At 71.3% G+C, this 17,155-nt stretch carries 14 protein-coding genes and 2 pseudogenes; 5 read left to right on the top strand and 11 right to left on the bottom strand.

Annotation, left to right across the window (positions count from 1 at the left end):
* Positions 1-115 precede the first annotated feature (115 nt).
* From RCR19_RS06830 to RCR19_RS06820, 3 genes are all read right to left on the bottom strand, one after another.
* Positions 116-826: a cytochrome b/b6 domain-containing protein gene (locus RCR19_RS06830; RefSeq protein ID WP_331264284.1), complete on the bottom strand. Its 711-nt coding sequence runs from the start codon at positions 824-826 to the stop codon at positions 116-118.
* Complete coding sequence (locus RCR19_RS06825) at positions 768-1,496, bottom strand: molybdopterin-dependent oxidoreductase (protein WP_331264283.1); 729 nt, start codon at positions 1,494-1,496, stop codon at positions 768-770. The genes RCR19_RS06830 and RCR19_RS06825 overlap by 59 nt, the downstream gene beginning before the upstream one ends.
* A 271-nt stretch (positions 1,497-1,767) precedes the next feature.
* The gene (locus RCR19_RS06820) at positions 1,768-2,187 is read right to left on the bottom strand and encodes an Ohr family peroxiredoxin (RefSeq protein ID WP_331264282.1); all 420 of its coding nucleotides are present in this window, start codon (positions 2,185-2,187) and stop codon (positions 1,768-1,770) included.
* A 290-nt stretch (positions 2,188-2,477) separates the two neighbouring features.
* Between RCR19_RS06820 and RCR19_RS06815 the strand changes: the two genes are divergently transcribed.
* Positions 2,478-3,053, top strand: coding sequence for a CGNR zinc finger domain-containing protein (locus RCR19_RS06815; protein ID WP_331269364.1), 576 nt, complete (start codon positions 2,478-2,480; stop codon positions 3,051-3,053).
* Between the two features lie 422 nt (positions 3,054-3,475).
* Here RCR19_RS06815 and RCR19_RS06810 read toward each other — a convergent pair whose 3' ends face one another.
* From RCR19_RS06810 to RCR19_RS06790, 5 genes and pseudogenes are all read right to left on the bottom strand, one after another.
* Positions 3,476-4,582 carry an aliphatic sulfonate ABC transporter substrate-binding protein gene (locus RCR19_RS06810; protein ID WP_331264281.1) on the bottom strand — a complete coding sequence of 369 codons (1,107 nt, stop codon included), beginning with the start codon at positions 4,580-4,582 and terminating at the stop codon, positions 3,476-3,478.
* 551 nt (positions 4,583-5,133) lie between these two features.
* Positions 5,134-5,592, bottom strand: a complete 459-nt coding sequence (locus tag RCR19_RS06805; RefSeq protein WP_059130296.1) for an Rrf2 family transcriptional regulator — start codon at positions 5,590-5,592, stop codon at positions 5,134-5,136.
* Between the two features lie 110 nt (positions 5,593-5,702).
* Complete coding sequence (locus RCR19_RS06800) at positions 5,703-6,932, bottom strand: acyl-CoA dehydrogenase family protein (RefSeq protein ID WP_331264280.1); 1,230 nt, start codon at positions 6,930-6,932, stop codon at positions 5,703-5,705.
* Between the two features lie 174 nt (positions 6,933-7,106).
* On the bottom strand, positions 7,107-9,116 hold the full coding sequence (locus RCR19_RS06795; RefSeq protein WP_331264279.1) for an FAD/NAD(P)-binding protein: 2,010 nt from the start codon (positions 9,114-9,116) through the stop codon (positions 7,107-7,109).
* Between the two features lie 137 nt (positions 9,117-9,253).
* Positions 9,254-9,508 (bottom strand): annotated as a pseudogene (locus RCR19_RS06790) (amino acid ABC transporter permease); the annotation flags it as partial.
* 580 nt (positions 9,509-10,088) lie between these two features.
* Here RCR19_RS06790 and RCR19_RS06785 point away from each other — a divergent pair.
* Entirely contained in the window at positions 10,089-11,216 is a 1,128-nt protein-coding gene (locus RCR19_RS06785; protein ID WP_331264278.1) for an LLM class flavin-dependent oxidoreductase, read from the top strand.
* Positions 11,213-11,416 carry a hypothetical protein gene (locus RCR19_RS06780; protein ID WP_331264277.1) on the top strand — a complete coding sequence of 68 codons (204 nt, stop codon included), beginning with the start codon at positions 11,213-11,215 and terminating at the stop codon, positions 11,414-11,416. The genes RCR19_RS06785 and RCR19_RS06780 overlap by 4 nt, the downstream gene beginning before the upstream one ends.
* Positions 11,417-11,459: 43 nt before the next feature.
* Here RCR19_RS06780 and RCR19_RS06775 read toward each other — a convergent pair whose 3' ends face one another.
* From RCR19_RS06775 to RCR19_RS06765, 3 genes and pseudogenes are all read right to left on the bottom strand, one after another.
* The gene (locus RCR19_RS06775) at positions 11,460-12,878 is read right to left on the bottom strand and encodes a cytosine permease (RefSeq protein WP_331264276.1); all 1,419 of its coding nucleotides are present in this window, start codon (positions 12,876-12,878) and stop codon (positions 11,460-11,462) included.
* A gap of 161 nt (positions 12,879-13,039) precedes the next feature.
* Positions 13,040-13,282: a nitronate monooxygenase gene (locus tag RCR19_RS06770; RefSeq protein ID WP_331264275.1), complete on the bottom strand. Its 243-nt coding sequence runs from the start codon at positions 13,280-13,282 to the stop codon at positions 13,040-13,042.
* A 118-nt stretch (positions 13,283-13,400) separates the two neighbouring features.
* Positions 13,401-13,778: pseudogene (locus RCR19_RS06765) on the bottom strand (hypothetical protein); the annotation flags it as partial.
* 209 nt (positions 13,779-13,987) lie between these two features.
* Here RCR19_RS06765 and RCR19_RS06760 point away from each other — a divergent pair.
* Both RCR19_RS06760 and RCR19_RS06755 read left to right on the top strand, forming a co-directional pair.
* Entirely contained in the window at positions 13,988-16,156 is a 2,169-nt protein-coding gene (locus RCR19_RS06760; protein WP_331264274.1) for an FUSC family protein, read from the top strand.
* 548 nt (positions 16,157-16,704) lie between these two features.
* Positions 16,705-17,151: a VOC family protein gene (locus RCR19_RS06755; protein WP_331264273.1), complete on the top strand. Its 447-nt coding sequence runs from the start codon at positions 16,705-16,707 to the stop codon at positions 17,149-17,151.
* Positions 17,152-17,155: the final 4 nt, after the last annotated feature.

The following is a 17,155-nucleotide window of genomic DNA, read 5'->3' as shown; positions in this document are numbered from 1 at the left end:
GCGACCGTTGCGGGCGTGGCCGTGAGCCGGCCGCCCCTCGTCGCCCGAGGGGGCGGATGAGGCAGCTTCGCCGGCGGACCGGGTCGACCGGTCTGCCGGCGGTGCCCGTGCGGGCTCAGCCTGCCCGCCCGGCGTCGCCCGGGTCCGGGCCCCGCGCGTCCTGCGGGTCCTCCGGCGTCCAGTGGCGGTGCCAGGTCCTGGCCCAGTCGCGCCCCACGAATCCGGTGCGCATGCCGAGCCGTGCCTCGGGGTCGCGATACGCCCTTCTCATGTGCCCGATCAGCACCGCGGCGATCCCCCAGGCCAGGACGTCGTGGACGAAGATGGCACTGGTGCGGGAGATCGTCGGCAGCACTCCGGTGAACCACATCAGGAGTCCGGTGGCCATCATGACCAGAACCGCTCCCGCGATCCAGCCCGCATAGATCTTCTGTCCCGCGTTGAACTTGCCGGCGGGGCGCGCCCGGGGCTCGGTCAGCCGCCTGCGGACGGCCCGCAGCCATTCCCGGTCGTACGCGGCGAAGCGGTTCAGCCGGCGGAGATCCGTGCGGAAGGCGGGCGAGGCGAGCCCGAGGAGGAAGGGCAGGGGGAGCAGGACGCCCGACCACTCATGGACCGTGACGAGCAGGTGGCGGCGGCCCACCAGCTGGGCCAGCGGCGCCAGATAGAGGCAGGCCGCCGTCCCCACGCAGAGCAGCATCAGCCAGCCGGTGGCCCGGTGCACCAGGCGTTCGGCCCGGCTGAACCGGCGGACCCGGCCCGAACGCTCAGGCCGCGGAGCCGTCGCCGTCGCGGTCCTCGCCGTCGAGCCATCCGTCGATGTCATAGCCGTACTCCTCCCAGTAGCCGGGGACGACCTTGTCGGTCACCGAGATGCCGGACAGCCATTTGGCCGACTTGTAGAAGTACATGGGGGCCGCGTAGAGCCGGACCGGACCGCCGTGCTCGTGGGTGATGGGCTCGTCCTGCATCCTGAGCGCCACGAGCATGTCGGAGCGGCGTGCCTGAGCGAGCGTGAGGCTCTCGGTGTAGACACCGTCGAAGCAGGTGAAGCGCAGGGCGCGGCCTTCGGGACGTACCCCGGCGGCATCGAGCAGGTCGGAGAGCCTCACACCTTCGAACGGGGTGTTCTCCACCCGCCAGCCGTCGGTGCACAGCACGTCGTGGACGATCCGGGTCTGCCGCAGCGCGCGCAGATCCTCGAGCGTGTAGGTCGTCGGCCGGTCGACGAGTCCGTCGATCCGCAGCGCGTAGTCGGTCTCGTCCTTGCGCGGCACCGAGCCCACCACGCTGTAGTAGCGGAATCCCCCCGGGTTGGGGAGCACCCCGGTGAGTCCCGTGGGGTCCTTCTGTGACGCCGCGCCGAGTGCCTTCTCCCAGCCGTCCTGCAGCCAGGGCGCGGTGGCGAGGCCGACGGCCCCGGCGCCGAGCATGGTGAGCATCGTCCGCCGCGCCACGGGTGCGCCCTCGGCCGGCCGGTTCTTTCTGAGGCCCATCGTCACCGGACCCCGGGGTGCGGGGGGAATGCGGTGACACGCCCTGTGTGACCGCGTCCCACCATCTGCGGCGCCGCGCTCACCGCGGCGTCGCCGTACTCGACTGCCGAACTCACCGAATCTCTCCTCTGCATGTGCACGGTCGTCACGAAGGGGCGGGCGCCGCCCGGCGGCCCTTCGGTCCTCCGGCTGCGCCGGGGGATCGGCCGTGCCGGTGGCCGGCGGCGGGGACGGTCGGGCGGTATGGAAACCCGCGGCGCCCTGGGCGGTCTCAGGCGACCGTGGCCTCGATGGTCACGGGGATGTCGAGCGCCTTGGAGTAGGGGCAGATCCGGTGAGCACCGGCGCCGAGCTCCTCCGCGGTGCTCTGGTCCACTCCGCTGAGCTCGAGGCGCAGGACGGCACTGAGGTGGTAGTCGCCCGCGTCGTGGTGCAGCGTGACCTCGGCGACGACCGCCGGGTCCTGCAGAGCGACCTTCTTCCGAGCGGCGGTGATCTTGACCGCGCCCAGGAAGCAGGATGCCCAGCCGGCGGCGAGGAGCTGCTCGGGATTGGTGGCTCCGCCATTGCCTCCGAACTCCTTCGGAATGGCAAGGGTGACGTCGAGAAGCCCGTCGCTTGATGCGGCACGGCCGCCGTTGCGGCCCTCACCCGTCGCGGTGACGACGGCGGTGTAGTTCGTTTCAGCCATGATCGCGCCTTTCGGATTCACCTGGGAGGGAGCCGATCGAGTTCGTAACCCCTCTGACCGGTGACGACTCTGGCAGTCTCGCTATCACCTGTCAAGCGGGTGACGGATGGGAAGGTTGGAGTGTCCTGGGTCGCCGAGCGGAGTGTCTGGCGCCCGACGGAAGGGGGCCAAGTGATGCACGAGGTTGTGATCACTCTTTCGGCGCGTGAAAATCAGGGTCGACCTGCCTCGAGGTGCTTGAGGGCTGTCCCCTTGTTCTTTTTTCCATCACCGGTCAGACTGGTGACATGATGCATGTCTTCAAATGCGGTGCCCCTGTGCTGGACTTCCTGGGGACCCTGCGTGCACGGCGCAACGCGGTGCCCGTCGAGGTGCTCACCTCCCCGGAGAGCCTCGACGCCTGGTTCCGGGAGTCCGGCATGGTCGACGGAGACACGCACTGCGGACCGTCCGACGTGGATGACGCGATCGCTCTGCGCGAGGCGATCTACCTCCTGATCGTCGCCAGGCTGGCCGGCGACGACTACGACGCGGAGGCGCTCGCGCTGGTCAACGGCAGGGCGCGCACTCCGTCCGCGATTCCGCAGCTCACGCGGGCGGGGCGCCGGATCGAGGCGACGGCGCAGCAGGCCCTGTCGTCGGTCGCCCGGCAGGCCGTGGAGGTGCTCGGCGGTCCTGAGGCGGCGCTGCTCAAGGAGTGCAGCAGGCCCGAATGCACCCAGGTCTTCCTCGACCGGTCGCGTGGAGGCTTCCGGGAGTGGTGCGCCATGGATCCCTGCGGAAACAGGGTGAAGGCCGCCGCCTACCGTGCCCGCAGGCGGGCGAGCAGGCCTCGCTCGGCCTCGACCGCGCCGGCCGGCCGTTAGGACTCAGCCCGCGGTGCCCTCGTTGCGCCGCCGGCTTCCCTGCGGACCCCGCCTCTCCGGGGCCTCCGGTCCCGGCCGCTCGATGGAGCAGCGCGTGGACGGCGGCGGTGAGCTCCTCGGTGAGGTGTTCCCCGCTCATGTCCCCCACGGCGCCGGCCAGGACGATGGGCGGCTGAAGGTGCCCCCCACGAGCAGTGCGGCGAGGAACGGCAGCCGCTGTTCCGGCGGTGCGCCCGTCGTCCGCGGCGCCGCGCAGGAGCGCGCTACGAACGTGTCGGTGCCGTCGGGGTCCTCCGTGCGCCGTACGTGGATCCGGGGATGCGTACGGGCGATGCACTCGGGCCCGGGCCCGCGGACGGTCCGGGTGGAGCCGGCATGTCCCAGCCGGCCACTCCCCGAAGGGCGACGCATCCGACTCGTCGTCACCCGGCTCCGAGACCCGCGTCCTCGACCTCGTTCCTGCCTTCCGCCTTGAGGACCTTGTTGAGCGGTGCCAGGTCGTAGATGCCCTTGAGATCTGGCTTCTCCAGCAGACCGGCCTTCACCGCGTGGTCCGCCTCACTGTCGAGCGTGGCGGCCAGCGGGTCGTCCAGGAACGTGATGGACTTCCAGGCCGGGTCGAGGACTTCGGCGGGCAGCGCCTTGCCGGACAGTTCCTTCAGTGCGGCGTTGGCGGAGGCCTTCGCCTTGTCGGGGTTGGCGTTGATCCATTCGTTGGTCTTCACCGAGCCTCGCAGCACGGCCTCGACGACGTCCGGGTGCTCCTTGAGGAACTTCTGGGACACGATGATGTTCGTGATCACGAACTTCTTGTCCGGCCAGAGATCCGATTCGTCGAGCAGCACCTTGCCGCCCTCGGCGACCAGTTTGGAGGCGGTCGGCTCCGGCACCCAGGCGCCGTCGATCGAGCCGGACTTGAAGGCGTCCGGGGTGACCTTGTTGTCCATCCGGAGCACCGAGACGTCGCCCTTGCCGCTCTCCGCGTCGACCTTCCAGCCCTGGTCCGCGATCCAGTTGAGGAAGGCGACGTCCTGGGTGTTGCCCAGCTGAGGGGTCGCGATCTTCTTGCCCTTGACGTCCTTCAGGGACTTGATCTTCTTCGGGTCGCCGACGAGCTTCACACCGCCCGACGCGGAGCCGCTGATGATGCGGAGGCTCTTGCCGTTCGACTTGGTGTAGCCGTTGATGGCGGGGGAGGGGCCGATCCAGCCGATGTCGATGGAGCCCGAGTTGAGCGCCTCGATCTCGGAGGGCCCGGCGTTGAAGGTCGACGCCTTGATCGTGGTGCCGCCGAGCTCCTTCTGGAACAGGCCCTCCTGGACGCCGACCAGCGCCGTGGCGTGGGTGAGGTTGGGGAAGTACCCGATCCTCACTTCGTCGGTGGAGAGCTTCTTGCCGTCCGCCGCAACCTTGGTCTGCTTGCCGTCGTCCGTGGACTCGGAACCGTAGCCGCAGGCGGTCAGCAGGAGAGGGAGCGCCGCTATGACGGCGATCGTGCGCAGGGTGGTGAGCGGTCTTGCGGCAGACACGGAGGTGTCCTCTCAGGGAATGGGTGATCGGGGAAGGAACGGAACCGGGCGGTGCGGAGCCCATGGGCACACACCGGCGTGACGTTCACCGGCCCTCGGCGGATGGAAGGCCGTCGCGGGCGGTGAAGCGGGCTGTGGTGTGCCGCAGGGGACGGTGTGACTTCACGGCGTCCGTGCGGGACCCGAAGGTACGAGGTCATGGGAGCGCGCGGGTGACGCCGCCGGTCGAGGGGCGTCCCGTCCGCGACGCGGAGCGGGGGCGCGGTGATGTCCGGCGGGATGCCGGCCGCTTCTGCGGACGGTCTCAGACGGGTCGACAGATGGCGCTGGACGTACGGCCGAGGTCGATGTGGCGACGTGAGGTCAGAAGGGGCAGCAACCGGCCTGCCCGGCTGAGTGTTCTCATGGCCGCCCTCCCCCCACAGATCCCTAGTTTTCCTACCGGGTTGATGGGGATCGTGGCAGAAGTCGGCGCCCGCCCCAAGGGGGTGTTCACATACTGGATGACCAGATCTCGCTCTTCGAGATCGGTGAGGCCGCAGGGCGTGGCGTCAGGGGTTCACCCAGGCGCCCGGGGCGTCGGTCAGTGCGGACACGCCGGCGGGCAGTTGGGCCGATGCCACATCCGCGAGCGACACACCCTCGAGGATCTCGCGCACATTGGTCCGCAGCGCGATCCACAGAGGGAGCAGCGACTGGGCGGGTCCGGTGTAGGACAGCTCCGGGGGACGGACCCCGCGCACCGAGACCAGCGGTCCGTCCACGACGCGTATGACATCGGCGATGCTGATGGCTTCGGCGGGCCTGGCCAGCCGATAGCCGCCCTTGCCGCCGCGCTGGCTGAGCACAAGACCGCCCCGGCGCATGTCGTTCAGGATGCTCTCCAGGAACTTGTGCGGAATGTCCTGGGCGTCGGCGATGGCCTCGGCCTTCAGTGGCTCGTCGTCCCGGGACGCGGCGAGCTGCAGTGCGGCACGTACCGCGTAGTCCGCCCTGGCTGAGATCCGCATGCGCCCATTATTCCGCAGAGCTCCCGTACTCGTCCGTCCCGGGCGGGCCCGGACGGGGCAGCGGTTCCCGCCGAGCGATCGGGCCCGGCGGAGGTGCGCGGCCCCGGCGGTCAGACGGGGAGTGAGAAGGGAGGATGCGCACCGTTCAGGAAGTAGTCCCCGACGTCGCGGAGTCGGTGCGCAACGGGTTCGTAGAGGGTGTGGGTGCGCGCATCACGCCAGAAGCGGTCCAGACCCAGGTGGGAGGACGCGGAGCGGGCGCCGATGACGTCGAGCGCGCGGGTGGTGGCCTCCTGGGCGGCCGTGGACGCGGCGGCCTCGGCCATGGCCACGAGGACGGAGATCTCCGCGTACTCGTCGTAGCCGAGGTTCTCGCCGCGTGCCAGTCCGCCGCACACGGCCTGCTGCGCCTGATCGGCGAGCGCCGACGCGGAGCGGGTGAGGACCGTGAGTTCGCCGTAGACGGTCAGTACCTGCGGCTCCTCGGGGGAACCGGCCGGCCAGGCGGGGTGCCAGGGCGAGTGGCCCGCCCTGCTGTACTCGCGGACCTCGGCGAGCACGCCCTCGGCCGCGCCGAGACAGAGCTGGACGGAGAAGAGGCGTCCGATCGGCGACGCCAGCGCGGTGTGGGGTGCGAGGACGTCCTCGTCCGCGGACAGGGAGCCGAGCATGTCGTCGCCGGCCACCGGGACCGCGTCGAACTCGACGCTGCCACCGGCCGCGAGCCGCTGGCCGAAGGTGTCGATGTCGCTGTCGATCCTCACTCCGCCACGGGCGGGATCGACGACGAGGGCGACCGGCTCACCGGTGTCGGCCCGCGCGGCCCGCACGGCGATACGGTCGGCGACCAGGACCCCGGTGACATGACTCTGGCGGCCGTCGAGCACATGCCCGTCGGTCGTCTCGGTCAGCGTCAGGGACGGCTCCTGGCGGGCGAAGCCTCCTCCCCAGCACCACTGCTCCGCCGCGGTCCGGCGCTGGACCCGTGCGGCGAGAGCGGGTTCGCCGAAGAACCGGGGGCTCGACGACAGATGGTAGTGGGAGCCGAGGAGCCGGCCGATCGCGCCGTCGGCCGCGGCGATCTCCCGGACCACGGCATAGGCGGTCGCCCAGTCCGCGCCGCCTCCGCCCGACTCGGCGGGGACGAGCAGCGAGAGCAGTCCCGCGTCGCGCAGCCGGGACACCTCGTCGAACGGGGCCTTGCCCGCCTGCTCCCGGGCCGCCGCGTCCGTGGCCAGATCGTCGGCCGTCTCGCGGGCCACGCGCAGCCAGAGTGCGGGGGGCGGCCCGGTTCGGTCGCGCTCCGAGGTGAGGCCGGACGACGCAAGGGCAACGCCCATGGAGGTGGTCTCCTCAACTTCAGCAGCAGACGGCACTGATGACGTGACCGAGGTCGACATGCCGACGACGAACGAGTCGTTGCCGGGTGCAGGCCGTGTACATCATCCTGCGCATCCCCGTTCGGCCCCGTCAATGCTTTCCTAGTAAATCGATAGGAAAACTGGGAAAGCGCTTCACCCTTCACCCGGCTGCACACCGGCCCCGACGCTGACGTCGGCGTCGAGCCGTTCCGCGGCGGCACCGGGCGCGCCGGGGTGCGTACCGGTGTCGAGGGCGCGCAGGAGCGCCCGGGCAACCGCGTCGTTCTGGCGGAAGGCGGGGGCGTTGGTGCGGGGGCGGGCGAAGGCGGCCACGGCCCGGCTGTCGGTCGGGGCGCCGAGGGCGATACGGCGGGGGTGCGGGCCGCCGAGACCGGGATCGATGACGCGGCCGTCGGCGGGGGCGACGGTGAGCCGGCCGGAGCGGTGGGTGTGTCCGGCGTCGGCGATGACCTCCTCCGCGAGCGCGCCCGTGCGGTGCAGTCGCCGCAGCAGCGGGTCCTCGGTGCGGTCGAGATTCGGGCCGGGCAGATACGCCTCGATCAGGGCCGTGGCACGGACCGTTCGACCAGGCACAGTGGGACTCGTCGCGGTGAAGGTGCCGGTTGTCTCGTCGGTCCCGACGCGGAGTTCGGCACCGAGGAAGCGGACCAGCCCGGCGCGGGACAGGGCGAGCAACTGGCGCAGCCGGAACCCGGGGGGACCCGAGGCGAGGAAGCTGAAGAAGCCGTGCCACCAGCCGTCGAGGTCCTCGGCGAGGGAGCGGGCCGACAAGCGTCCCCCGGCGATCAGCCGCGGCAACTGGCCGTACACGGAGAGCAGGGCGAGGAACGCGCCCAGGTCGGCGCTGTACGCGGGATCCTCACGGCGGGCCACGTCCCGGGCGATGCGGTCACGCAGATGCTCCTCGAAGTCGTCCGGCGAGGCGAAGGCCAGGTCCTGCAAAGGGCGGTCGAGGGCTTCGAAGTCCAGGCGGTCGTCCGGTCCTGGCACGGCCCCGGCGACCAGGTGCGTCATCGCGTCCGAGTACCACTCGAGGCGGTCGTAGGCGGCGGCGAACTCCGGCCACGGCACGGCGGTGCGCTCCGGGTGGGCGTGGAACAACTCGTGGTAGTGCCCGAAGCCGATCTCCTTGGCCATCAAGGGCCATACGTCGCGGCGCAGGTTCAGCGGGCGTTCCTCGGCGAGCAGCGCGTCGACCGCCTCGGGGCCGAAGTGGCGGGGCAGCGCAGGGCGGGGTCCCTGGAGCCGGTAGCCGGTCTTGGCGTGGTACGGCACCCCGCGCCGTGAACCGATGTGCAGCACCGGCTCACGGCCGGAGGGCAGGTAGGTGAGGGTGCCGTCGGGCTCGTCGCGGTAGGTGCCGCCCCGACCCTCGGTGAGCAGCGTCACCAGGTCGACGCAGGCCAGCCCGAATCCGCGCAGTACGACGTGCTCGCCGGGGCGCAGCCCCGTGAGATCGGCGTCGGCGGAGAACTCCGGCGGCAGATGGAAGCGTCCGTGACGGCGGGCGAAGGCGGCATGGGCGCGGTGCTCGGCGGCGGGGGCTGAGCCGAGGTGCCCCTGGGCGAGGACCACCAGGTCGGCGGTGAGCGGAGCGGTGCGGCCGGTGAGGTGCACCTGCTGGGCTCCGTCGGACGGCCCGGTGACGGCAGTCGCGGTCGTGCGGTGCCATTCGACCGTGACCGTCGACGGCAGTTCGGCCACCGCCCGGCGGAACACCCAGTCCAGGTAGGCGCTCTGGGCGCGACGGGTCGGGAAGTCGGCCCCGGTCAGTGTGCGCAGTTCGGGAAGTACCCGCGGGTCGGCCGGTTCGGCGTACGGTGCGAACCGCGGTCCGCCGGGGCGGAACTGGGCGGCCCACTCGGCCAGGGAGGGCCCCGGACGGACCGGTCCGTCGATGGTGGACGTCTCGTCGGTGAACATTGTGACGTCCTCGGCCATGGAGTTCATGCGCAGCAGAGGCGACTGCGTGTGCCGCCAGATCCGCCCCGGCCCCGGCGGATGCGGGTCGACCAGATGGATGCGCAACTCCCGCTTGCCGGACCACAGTTCGGGTGAGTTGGCGGCGATGCGCTCCAGCAGTCCGGTGGCGCGCGGTCCCGCGCCGACGACGACGAGGGTGGAAACGGAACCGGTGCTCACCGGTCACCGCCGAGGGCAGGTCGGGAGTCGGCCGCGGTCGCCACGTGCAACCGGCCCCGCAGCACGGAGAGTCGGGCGCGCAGCCGCGCGAGCGGGGTGGGCGGAAGGCTGTGTGCGAGCCCCGGACGTAGTGGCGCGCCCGTGAGCCACAAGGTGTGCAGCAGCCCGTCGAGTACCGCGCCGGTGGTGAGGTAGCGGCCCACGACGTCCCACTGGAAGGCGGCGTTGCGGACCACGGAATGGAGGACCAGTGCGAGAACCACCAGTGCCGCGGCGCCGGTCAGCAGGCGGCCGGGGTGCCGGCGCGGCACGATCTGCGGCGGTCCTTCGGGGGCGCCGCGCTCATCGGGTTCGTGTGCGGGGGCGGGCATGACATCGGAAGGCGTGACCATGGGGAGGCTCTCCGGGGAGGGGAAGCGCAGGCGTAGGTGACCAGCCGGGGTCCCTCGCGGGCGCAAGGTGCCGCGCCGCCACGGGGCCGCCGGGACGGGATGTCGTCACGCTCGCCGCGTCCCTCAACGCGGCCGGACAGACACCGCGCACGGCGGGGCCTCTCCGCCGTCGATCGTATGTGTGGGCCGCACGGTTGTGTCAACCACGGCCCACGGCCACCTGCGGTCCGGCATGCGGGCACCTGTTGACGAAAAGCCCGGCGTACTGCTCAATGAATCGCATGAATGCCCAGTTGCGCTTGGTCTCGCGCGATCACATCGACTTCGGTCGTGTGTGGTCCGCGGCGTGTTGCGCCTGACTCGGCAGCGGGCCGCCTGACCGGCCCTTCCCTCCCTCGGTGACCCCGTCGCGGGCCGAGATTCCTCCTGCGCGCGCTGCCGCACCCGCGTATCTCCCGACGCCCGGCGTCGTCACGCCCGCCTCGCCCCGTCCGTTCGTCTGACGGTTCGTCATCCCTGCTCGTGCGCAGGGCAGTTCCGCCATGCCCGCACACGGACAGCCTCTCGAAAGGCTTCTGTCATGCCCGTGGAGTTCCTCGGCATCGCCGCGACCAACAACGGCTCCGAAACCACCCCGCGCTCCGGCCCCGCATTCGACAAGGAGTACACGCTCCGGCTCGCCCGGGCGCACGAGGACCACGGCTGGGACCGGGTGCTGTTCGCCTATGGCTCCGGATCCCCGGATCCGGCCCCGGCGGCCGCTTACATCGCGAGCCGGACGGACAGGCTGCAGATCCTGCTCGCCCACCGCCCCAACGTCTCCTACCCCACCTTCGCCGCCAAGACCTTCGCCACCCTCGACCAGATCAGCGAGGGCCGGCTGACCGTGCACTTCATCACCGGCGGCAACGACCACGAGCAGGGCCGTGAGGGGGACACCCTGACCAAGGACGAGCGCTACGCCCGCACCCGCGAATACATCCGCGTCGTCAAGAAGATCTGGACCACCCACGAGCCCTTCGACCACGAGGGCGGGCACTACCGCTTCCACGACTTCGTCAGTGATGTCTTCCCGGTCCAGCAGCCCCGCCCGAACGTGTCGTTCGGAGGTTCCTCGCCCGCCGCGTACGCCGCCGGGGGCGCCGAGGCGGACATCTACTGCCTGTGGGGGGAGCCCTTGGAGAGGACCGCCGAGCAGATCGAGGCGGTGAAGGCCGCCGCGAGGGCCGCGGGCCGTACCGACGTGCCGCGCATCCAGGTCGCCTTCCGCCCGATCATCGCCCCGACCGAGGAACTGGCCTGGGAAAAGGCCCACCGCACGGTCGGTGCCATCCGCCAGCGGCGCGAAGCCGGCCTCGTCCGCCACCACCGCGGCGACGCCCCGGAGAACACCGGCTCACAGCGGCTGATCGCCATCGCCGAGGCGGGGGAGCGCTACGACCGCGCCCTGTGGACCCCGACCGCCGCCGCCACCGGTGGCGCGGGCAACTCCAACGCCCTGGTCGGCACTCCGGAGACAGTCGCCCAGGCCCTGCTGGACTACTACGACATCGGCGTCGACATCCTCTCCGCCCGCGGCTACGACCTGCTCGGCGACGCCGTCGACTTCGGGCGGCACGTGATCCCGATCGTCCGCGAGGAGGTCGCGAGGCGCGACGCCGAGCGGTCGGCGCATGTTCCCCGGACCTACGCGACGGTGGCCGAATGACCTCCGTCGCACCGAAGCCCGTCCCCGGGCCGACGGTGGTGCATGTCCCGGTCTCCGACCCACGCGTGAGACCCCTGCTGCACGAACTCGGCGGGGAGTACTCCACCTGGTGCGGCAAGGACGCGCACGTCGAAAAGGGGCCGCCCGAGGCGGGCCGGGAGACGCTCCGTCCGAGCCCGCCCGCGACGCGAGCCGACTGAAAGGCGCAGTGCCTCTCAGTCGACCCGATCCGAACGAGAGGCCCTAGACAGCCTCGGTTCTCGAGGCGGCCGCCGGCTGCGCGCCGGACTCGTTCCCGCTGGGCAGCGCCGGGTTCCGCCGGGCCAGCAGCCAGTACAGCAGCGCGGGCACCACGAGGCCGACGATCCAGGAGACGTCCGCGCCGCCCAGCGGATCGACCAGCGGACCGGTGTAGAACGCCGTGGAGAGGAAGGGTAGTTGGGCGAGCAGACCCACCGCGTAGACCACGAGCGCGTCCCACCTCCAGGCGCCGTAACGGCCCTTGGGGTCGAAGAGCGCCGGGATGTCGTAGCGCTCCTTCGAGATCAGGTAGTAGTCGACCAGGTTGATGGCCGACCACGGAGTGAAGAAGGTCAGCAGGAAGAGCAGGAAGTCCTTGAACGAGGCCAGGAAGCTGTCCTTGCCGAGGAGCGCGACCACCGTGCCCGCGACCATGATCAACGCGATGTAGGTGGCCCGGCCGCGCTGGGAGAGCAGGCGCCGGCCGCGGAACCCGCTGACGCTCGTGACCATCGACATGAAGCCGCCGTAGGTGTTGAGCACGTTGATCGTCAGCTTGCCGAGCGCGATCACGAAGTAGAGGAAGGACGCGATGAGGCCCGTGCCGCCGAGGCCGACGACATAGCCGACCTGGTTCGCGAGGAACTTGTCACCGGCCGTCGCCGCCACCAGCACGCCGAACGTCATCGACCACTGCGAGCCGATCGCCGAGCCCGACAGGGTCCACCAGAAGGTGGCCCGGCCGGAGGTGGTGCGCGGCAGATAGCGCGAGTAGTCCGCGACGTAGGGCCCGAACGCGAGTTGCCAGGACGCCGACAGCGACATCGCGAGCAGGAACATCGGCAGCGAGAAGTGCGCGTCCTTCATCAGCGTCGAGAGGTCGACGTGATCGAGCAGGCGTATGCCCAGGTAGACGAAGGCGAGCGCGCAGATGACGCTCGCGATCCGGCCCAGGGCGTGGATGACGCGGTAACCGACCACCGCCACGACCGCCGTGACCACGGCGAAGATCACGATGCCGCTGGTGTCGCCGGTGTGGGTCAGCTCGCCGACCGCCTGGCCCGCCAGCACCGTGCCGCTCGCGAAGAACCCGACGTACATCAGGATCACCAGCAGCAGCGGGACCACGGCGCCGCGCACGCCGAACTGGGCGCGCGACTGGATCATCTGCGGAAGGCCGAGCTTGGGGCCCTGAGCGGAGTGCAGCGCCATCACGGCGCCGCCCAGCACATTGCCCACCACCAGGCCGAGGAGCGACCACACGACGTCCCCGCCGAAGACGACGGCCAGGGCACCGGTCACCACGGCCGTGATCTGGAGATTGGCGCCGAGCCAGAGTGTGAACTGGGAGAAGGCGGTGCCGTGTCGTTCCTCGTCCGGTACGACGTCGATGGAGCGCCGCTCGACCAGAGTCTCTGCCATGATCCGCTGTCCCTCCTCGGTCGTCTTCCACGACGGACCTAGGTGTGCCGGGCATGTATAACATCATGCAGAGTTCTAGGTGACTGAATAGATTGTCAAGAGGCTGCACGTCGCGAGCTTGAACGAGGATCCCGCGCCGAGGTGTCCGAGTCCCTCGAAGGTCAGAGGCCGCCGGCCGGCCGGGCGAAGGTACGGGCGGCGGGTTCGGTCATCGCGTGACGGTGGCCCGTGCCCGCCCACAGAGGGATCAGCCGGGTGTCCCCGGCCGCGGTGGCCGCCCTGCGCGGCGGGACGGTGAGGTGGTGCAGGGCCGGACGGCCGACGGGGGCGACACGGTCGTAGCGCTCGACGAAGTGATTGCGCAGTGTGCGTGCGGGCCGCCCGGTGAAGGCGCGGGTGATCACGGTCGTGTCGAAGGCGGGATCGGTGAGCCCGGCCTTGTGCGGCGCGGACGCCCGCGCTCTTGTCGATGCGCAGCAGGGCGGTGCCGGCCATCGCGGCCTCCTCTCCGGCGGCGAGGACGTCGGCCACGTCGGCCGGGCCTGCGAGTCCGCCCGTGGCGATGACGGGCAACGGGACGGCGCCTCTGATCCGGGTGATCAGTTCCGGCAGCGCAACGGCGCGGGCAGGTGCGCGGGCGTGAACGTGGCGGAGTGCCCGCCGGCCGCCGAGGCCTGGACGATGACCGCGTCCACCATGATCCCGGCGGCGCCCCGTGCCTCGTCGGCCGAGGTGACCGTCTGGACGACGCCGTGAACGGGTGAACCGCGGGAGGGCCCGGATGCGCGGCCGCGTTCCGTTCGGGGGGCGGCGGTCTTGTCCTCGCAACGGCACGACCCGGACCGGACCGGGGACACGCGGTGCCCGCGGCCGATGTGGTTTGACTTGCGGTGCACGCATGGCACGCTGAGGAAACGTGAGCCGGTGGAGCACTGCGGTGCCGGCGGCCTGCGGGCCACGGTGCCGGCGGACCCGGCCACCGCATCGGGGACGGCCGGTCGGCGGCCCGAAAGGACGGGCGATGATGGATCCCCTCAGCGGTGCGCGGTGGCTGACGGGGCGGCACGCCGCGGGGACGGCCCTCCGGGCCCTTGCCTGCTGAGGGCGAGATGCGCGGAGAAGCCCATGGCGGTGACCTTCGTGCCGCCCCCGCCCGTTGGGAGCGGCGTCAGTGGCGGGGAATGCTGCGGCTGGGGTCGTTCAAATGGCACGAGTTGTCCCTCGGCAGGGCGCTTCGCGTGGCGCTCGGCGTGGCGGTCCCGCTCGTCGTCGGAGTGGTGACCCACCACCTGGACGACGGGGCGTTCGCCGCACTGGGCGCGCTGCCCGCCGGGTTCGCGTCGTTCGAAGGCAGGGCCCGGACCCGGGTCGCAGCGGTGGTGGCGGCCAGCACGGGCATGGCGGTGTCCACGTTCGTCGGCGGTGTACTGGCCGGCTCGGCCCCCTGGCTGCTCGTGCCCGTGGTGGCCCTGTGGGGGTACGCGACCGGGCTGTCGGTCTGCCTGGGCCTGTGGCTGAGCGTCGCGATCCTTCAGTGGGCGGTGGCGCTGCTGATCGCGGTCGGAATCCCGCAGAGCCCGTCGCAGGCGGCGCTGCGGGCCGGTCTGGTGCTGGCGGGGGGCCTGTTCCAGGGTGTGCTGGTCGCCGCATCGTGGACGGTGCAACGCGGCGCCGCCGAGCGGGCCGCCCTGGCCGAGTCCTACCGCAGCCTGTCCGCCTACGCGTCGGGCCTTGCCGCGGGCAGCACCGAACCGCCACCGCCGGCCGACTTCAGCGCCACGGCCGTCGTCGCCGATCCCAACCCGCTCCTTTCGGACACAACTCGCGCGATCTGTCTGAACCTCCTGGAGCAGGCCGAACGCATCCGCGCCTCACTCGCGGCCCTGGGCGCGCACACGGCCGCTGATCCCTCCGGGACCGTCCGGACCTTCGCCGTACGGACCTCCGAGGTCCTGGACGTCGCCGCCGAGGCGATGAGCGCCAGGTCGGCCGTTCCGGCCACGCGGCTGCGTGAGTTGAACGCGGCCCTGGCCGGGCAGGCGGCCGCGGCCCGGACCAGCGGCTGGCACTGGGTCGCCGAGGCGCTCCTCGGGCAACTGCGCGCCGTCGACACCATCGTGGGCCGTATGCGAACGACCGGAAGCGGCACCGGACACGCCGGTCCCGACGAGGCGCCGCAGCGGCCGGTCCCCGGGCCGGGGGTGGAGTGGACGGCCCTGACGCTCAAGGCCAATCTGACCCCGGCGGGGGAGACCGGGCGTCATGCGGTGCGGCTGGCCGTCGTCGCCGGGCTGGCCGAGCTGATGGTGCACATCAGTGGCCTGTTCCAGGGCCGTTGGGTGGTGCTGACGATCTTCCTGGTGCTCAAACCGGACTTCGCCTCGACGCTGTCCCGAAGCGTGCACAGGGCGCTGGGCACGGCTGCCGGAGCCGGCCTCGGCGCGGGGGTCGCCCTCCTGGCCCGCCCGCAGGACGCCGGTCTGATCGTCGGTGCGACCGTCGCCGTCGCCGCGGCCTACGCGCTGTTCTCCGTGAACTATCTGCTCTTCAGCGTCTCACTCACCGTGTTCATCGTGATCATCCTGGACATCCTCGGGCTGTCGGCCGAGTCCACGGCCACCGCCCGCCTGGCCAACACGGCCATCGGAGCGGCGCTCGCGATCATCGCCTACTGGGCATGGCCCACCTGGGAGGGCCTCACGGCCCAGCAGAAGTTCGCACGGCTGCTCACCTCGCAGAGCGCGTACCTCACCTATCTGCTGAGCCGGCTCGGCCGGCCCGGGACGACCGACCTGGCCCGGCTGCGCGCCCTGCAGAGCGCGGCCCGCCGCGCTCGCACCGATGCCGACGCGTCCACGGCCCGACTGGCCGCCGAGCCGATCCACCCGCCGCTGACCCCGGCCGTCGCCCGGACCCTGGTCGCCGTCGTCATGCGTCTGGCACACGCGGAGCTCTCCCTGCATCTGCTCGTGCTCCAGCAGGCCGCTTCCCGGCGAGCGGCGGGCACCGGAGCGGCGGACCGGGACGAAGAGTGGCGCGGCTGTGCCCCCAGCGCTCAACTGGACGCCCTGGCCGCCGCTCTGGGCGGCACCTTGGACAAGCTGGCGGAGGCCCTGGTGACCCTGAAGGCCCCGGGCGGTCTTCCGCCACTGCGGCGTCTGGAGGCCTCGCTGCGCGACCGGTCGCTGCCGGACGGCAGTCGCCTCCTCCCCATCACGGACAGCATCGTCGATGCCACGAACACCCTGAGCGATGTGCTGCGCCGGGAGTTCGCCTGAGCAGCGACGCCCGACGAGGCGTTTTCGCCGCCCGACGCGCGACCGTTCCGCGGGACCACCGGCACGGCCCCGGGCGGGCGTGCGCCCCATGCACCGATGCCGGGCAAGCGCGGGGGAACGGTGGCCCTGGGACCCGGTGTCCTCGCGTCGTCAACGGGGTCGGGGGAACTCTCCGCTCGGGCGGGTGCAGCACTGCACGGCCATCATGGCGAGATCGTCCTCCAGCCGCCGACCGGTGTGGGCGTCCAGGTCGTCACTGATGCGCTGCAGGATGGCTTCCGGCTCCCCCCACGGCCAGCCCGAAGCCCGTTCGGCAAGGGGGTAGAAATCGCCGGCGGTGTCCCGACTCCAGGACGTTCACACGGCCGTGATACCTCAGCAAGTCAACCACATGGCCTGGTAGGACGAGTTGGCGCCGTCGACCCTCTCTTCACTCACGGGTCTGCCGGAGTTGCGGTGCGCTGTTCCCTGCCCGGCCGCCGTTCGCGTCGTCGCGCCGGTAACGTTGCGTGTGGGTGGTGATCTCCTACGGCGCATGGGGGCGTTTGATGAACCAGCAGGTGAACTTGGTGACCTTGGGCGTTCAGGACGTTCGGGTGAGCCGTCGGTTCTACAGCCAGGGCCTCGGCTGGACGCCGCTGCTCGATCTGGACGGGATCGTCTTCTACCAGATCGGCAAGGGGCTGGCCCTGGCGCTGTTTCCCCTGGCGGACCTCGGTGCCGACACCGGGCATGCGGCGACGGCCGGAACCTCGTTCACCCTCGCCCAGAACCTCGATACGCCTGCCGCGGTGGACACGGTCATGGCCAGCGCCCGTGCGGCAGGGGCGACCGTCCTCAAGGAGCCTCAGCGTGCGGCCTTCGGCGGTTACCACGGCTACTTCGCCGACCCGGACGGTCACCGCTGGGAGGTGTGCCACAACCCCGGCTGGTCGGTCGCGGACGACGGCACCGTGACGCTCACGGCCGTCGAGGCGGCGGACATGGGGGAATGACGTC

It is taken from the genome of Streptomyces sp. WAC07094 (assembly GCF_036320405.1).
Lineage (GTDB): Bacteria > Actinomycetota > Actinomycetes > Streptomycetales > Streptomycetaceae > Streptomyces > Streptomyces lannensis.
The sequence above is the reverse complement of the archived record's forward strand: the minus strand, read 5'-3'. Positions and strand labels throughout refer to the sequence as shown.

Coding starts and splice junctions, on each gene's coding strand:
- RCR19_RS06805 (WP_059130296.1), bottom strand. CDS start 5,592: ATGCGGATCTCAGCCAGGGCGGACTACGCGGTACGTGCCGCACTGCAG.
- RCR19_RS06785 (WP_331264278.1), top strand. CDS start 10,089: ATGCCCGTGGAGTTCCTCGGCATCGCCGCGACCAACAACGGCTCCGAA.
- RCR19_RS06780 (WP_331264277.1), top strand. CDS start 11,213: ATGACCTCCGTCGCACCGAAGCCCGTCCCCGGGCCGACGGTGGTGCAT.
- RCR19_RS06775 (WP_331264276.1), bottom strand. CDS start 12,878: ATGGCAGAGACTCTGGTCGAGCGGCGCTCCATCGACGTCGTACCGGAC.
- RCR19_RS06800 (WP_331264280.1), bottom strand. CDS start 6,932: ATGGGCGTTGCCCTTGCGTCGTCCGGCCTCACCTCGGAGCGCGACCGA.
- RCR19_RS06815 (WP_331269364.1), top strand. CDS start 2,478: ATGCATGTCTTCAAATGCGGTGCCCCTGTGCTGGACTTCCTGGGGACC.
- RCR19_RS06830 (WP_331264284.1), bottom strand. CDS start 826: ATGACATCGACGGATGGCTCGACGGCGAGGACCGCGACGGCGACGGCT.
- RCR19_RS06760 (WP_331264274.1), top strand. CDS start 13,988: ATGCGCGGAGAAGCCCATGGCGGTGACCTTCGTGCCGCCCCCGCCCGT.
- RCR19_RS06825 (WP_331264283.1), bottom strand. CDS start 1,496: ATGGGCCTCAGAAAGAACCGGCCGGCCGAGGGCGCACCCGTGGCGCGG.
- RCR19_RS06755 (WP_331264273.1), top strand. CDS start 16,705: ATGAACCAGCAGGTGAACTTGGTGACCTTGGGCGTTCAGGACGTTCGG.
- RCR19_RS06820 (WP_331264282.1), bottom strand. CDS start 2,187: ATGGCTGAAACGAACTACACCGCCGTCGTCACCGCGACGGGTGAGGGC.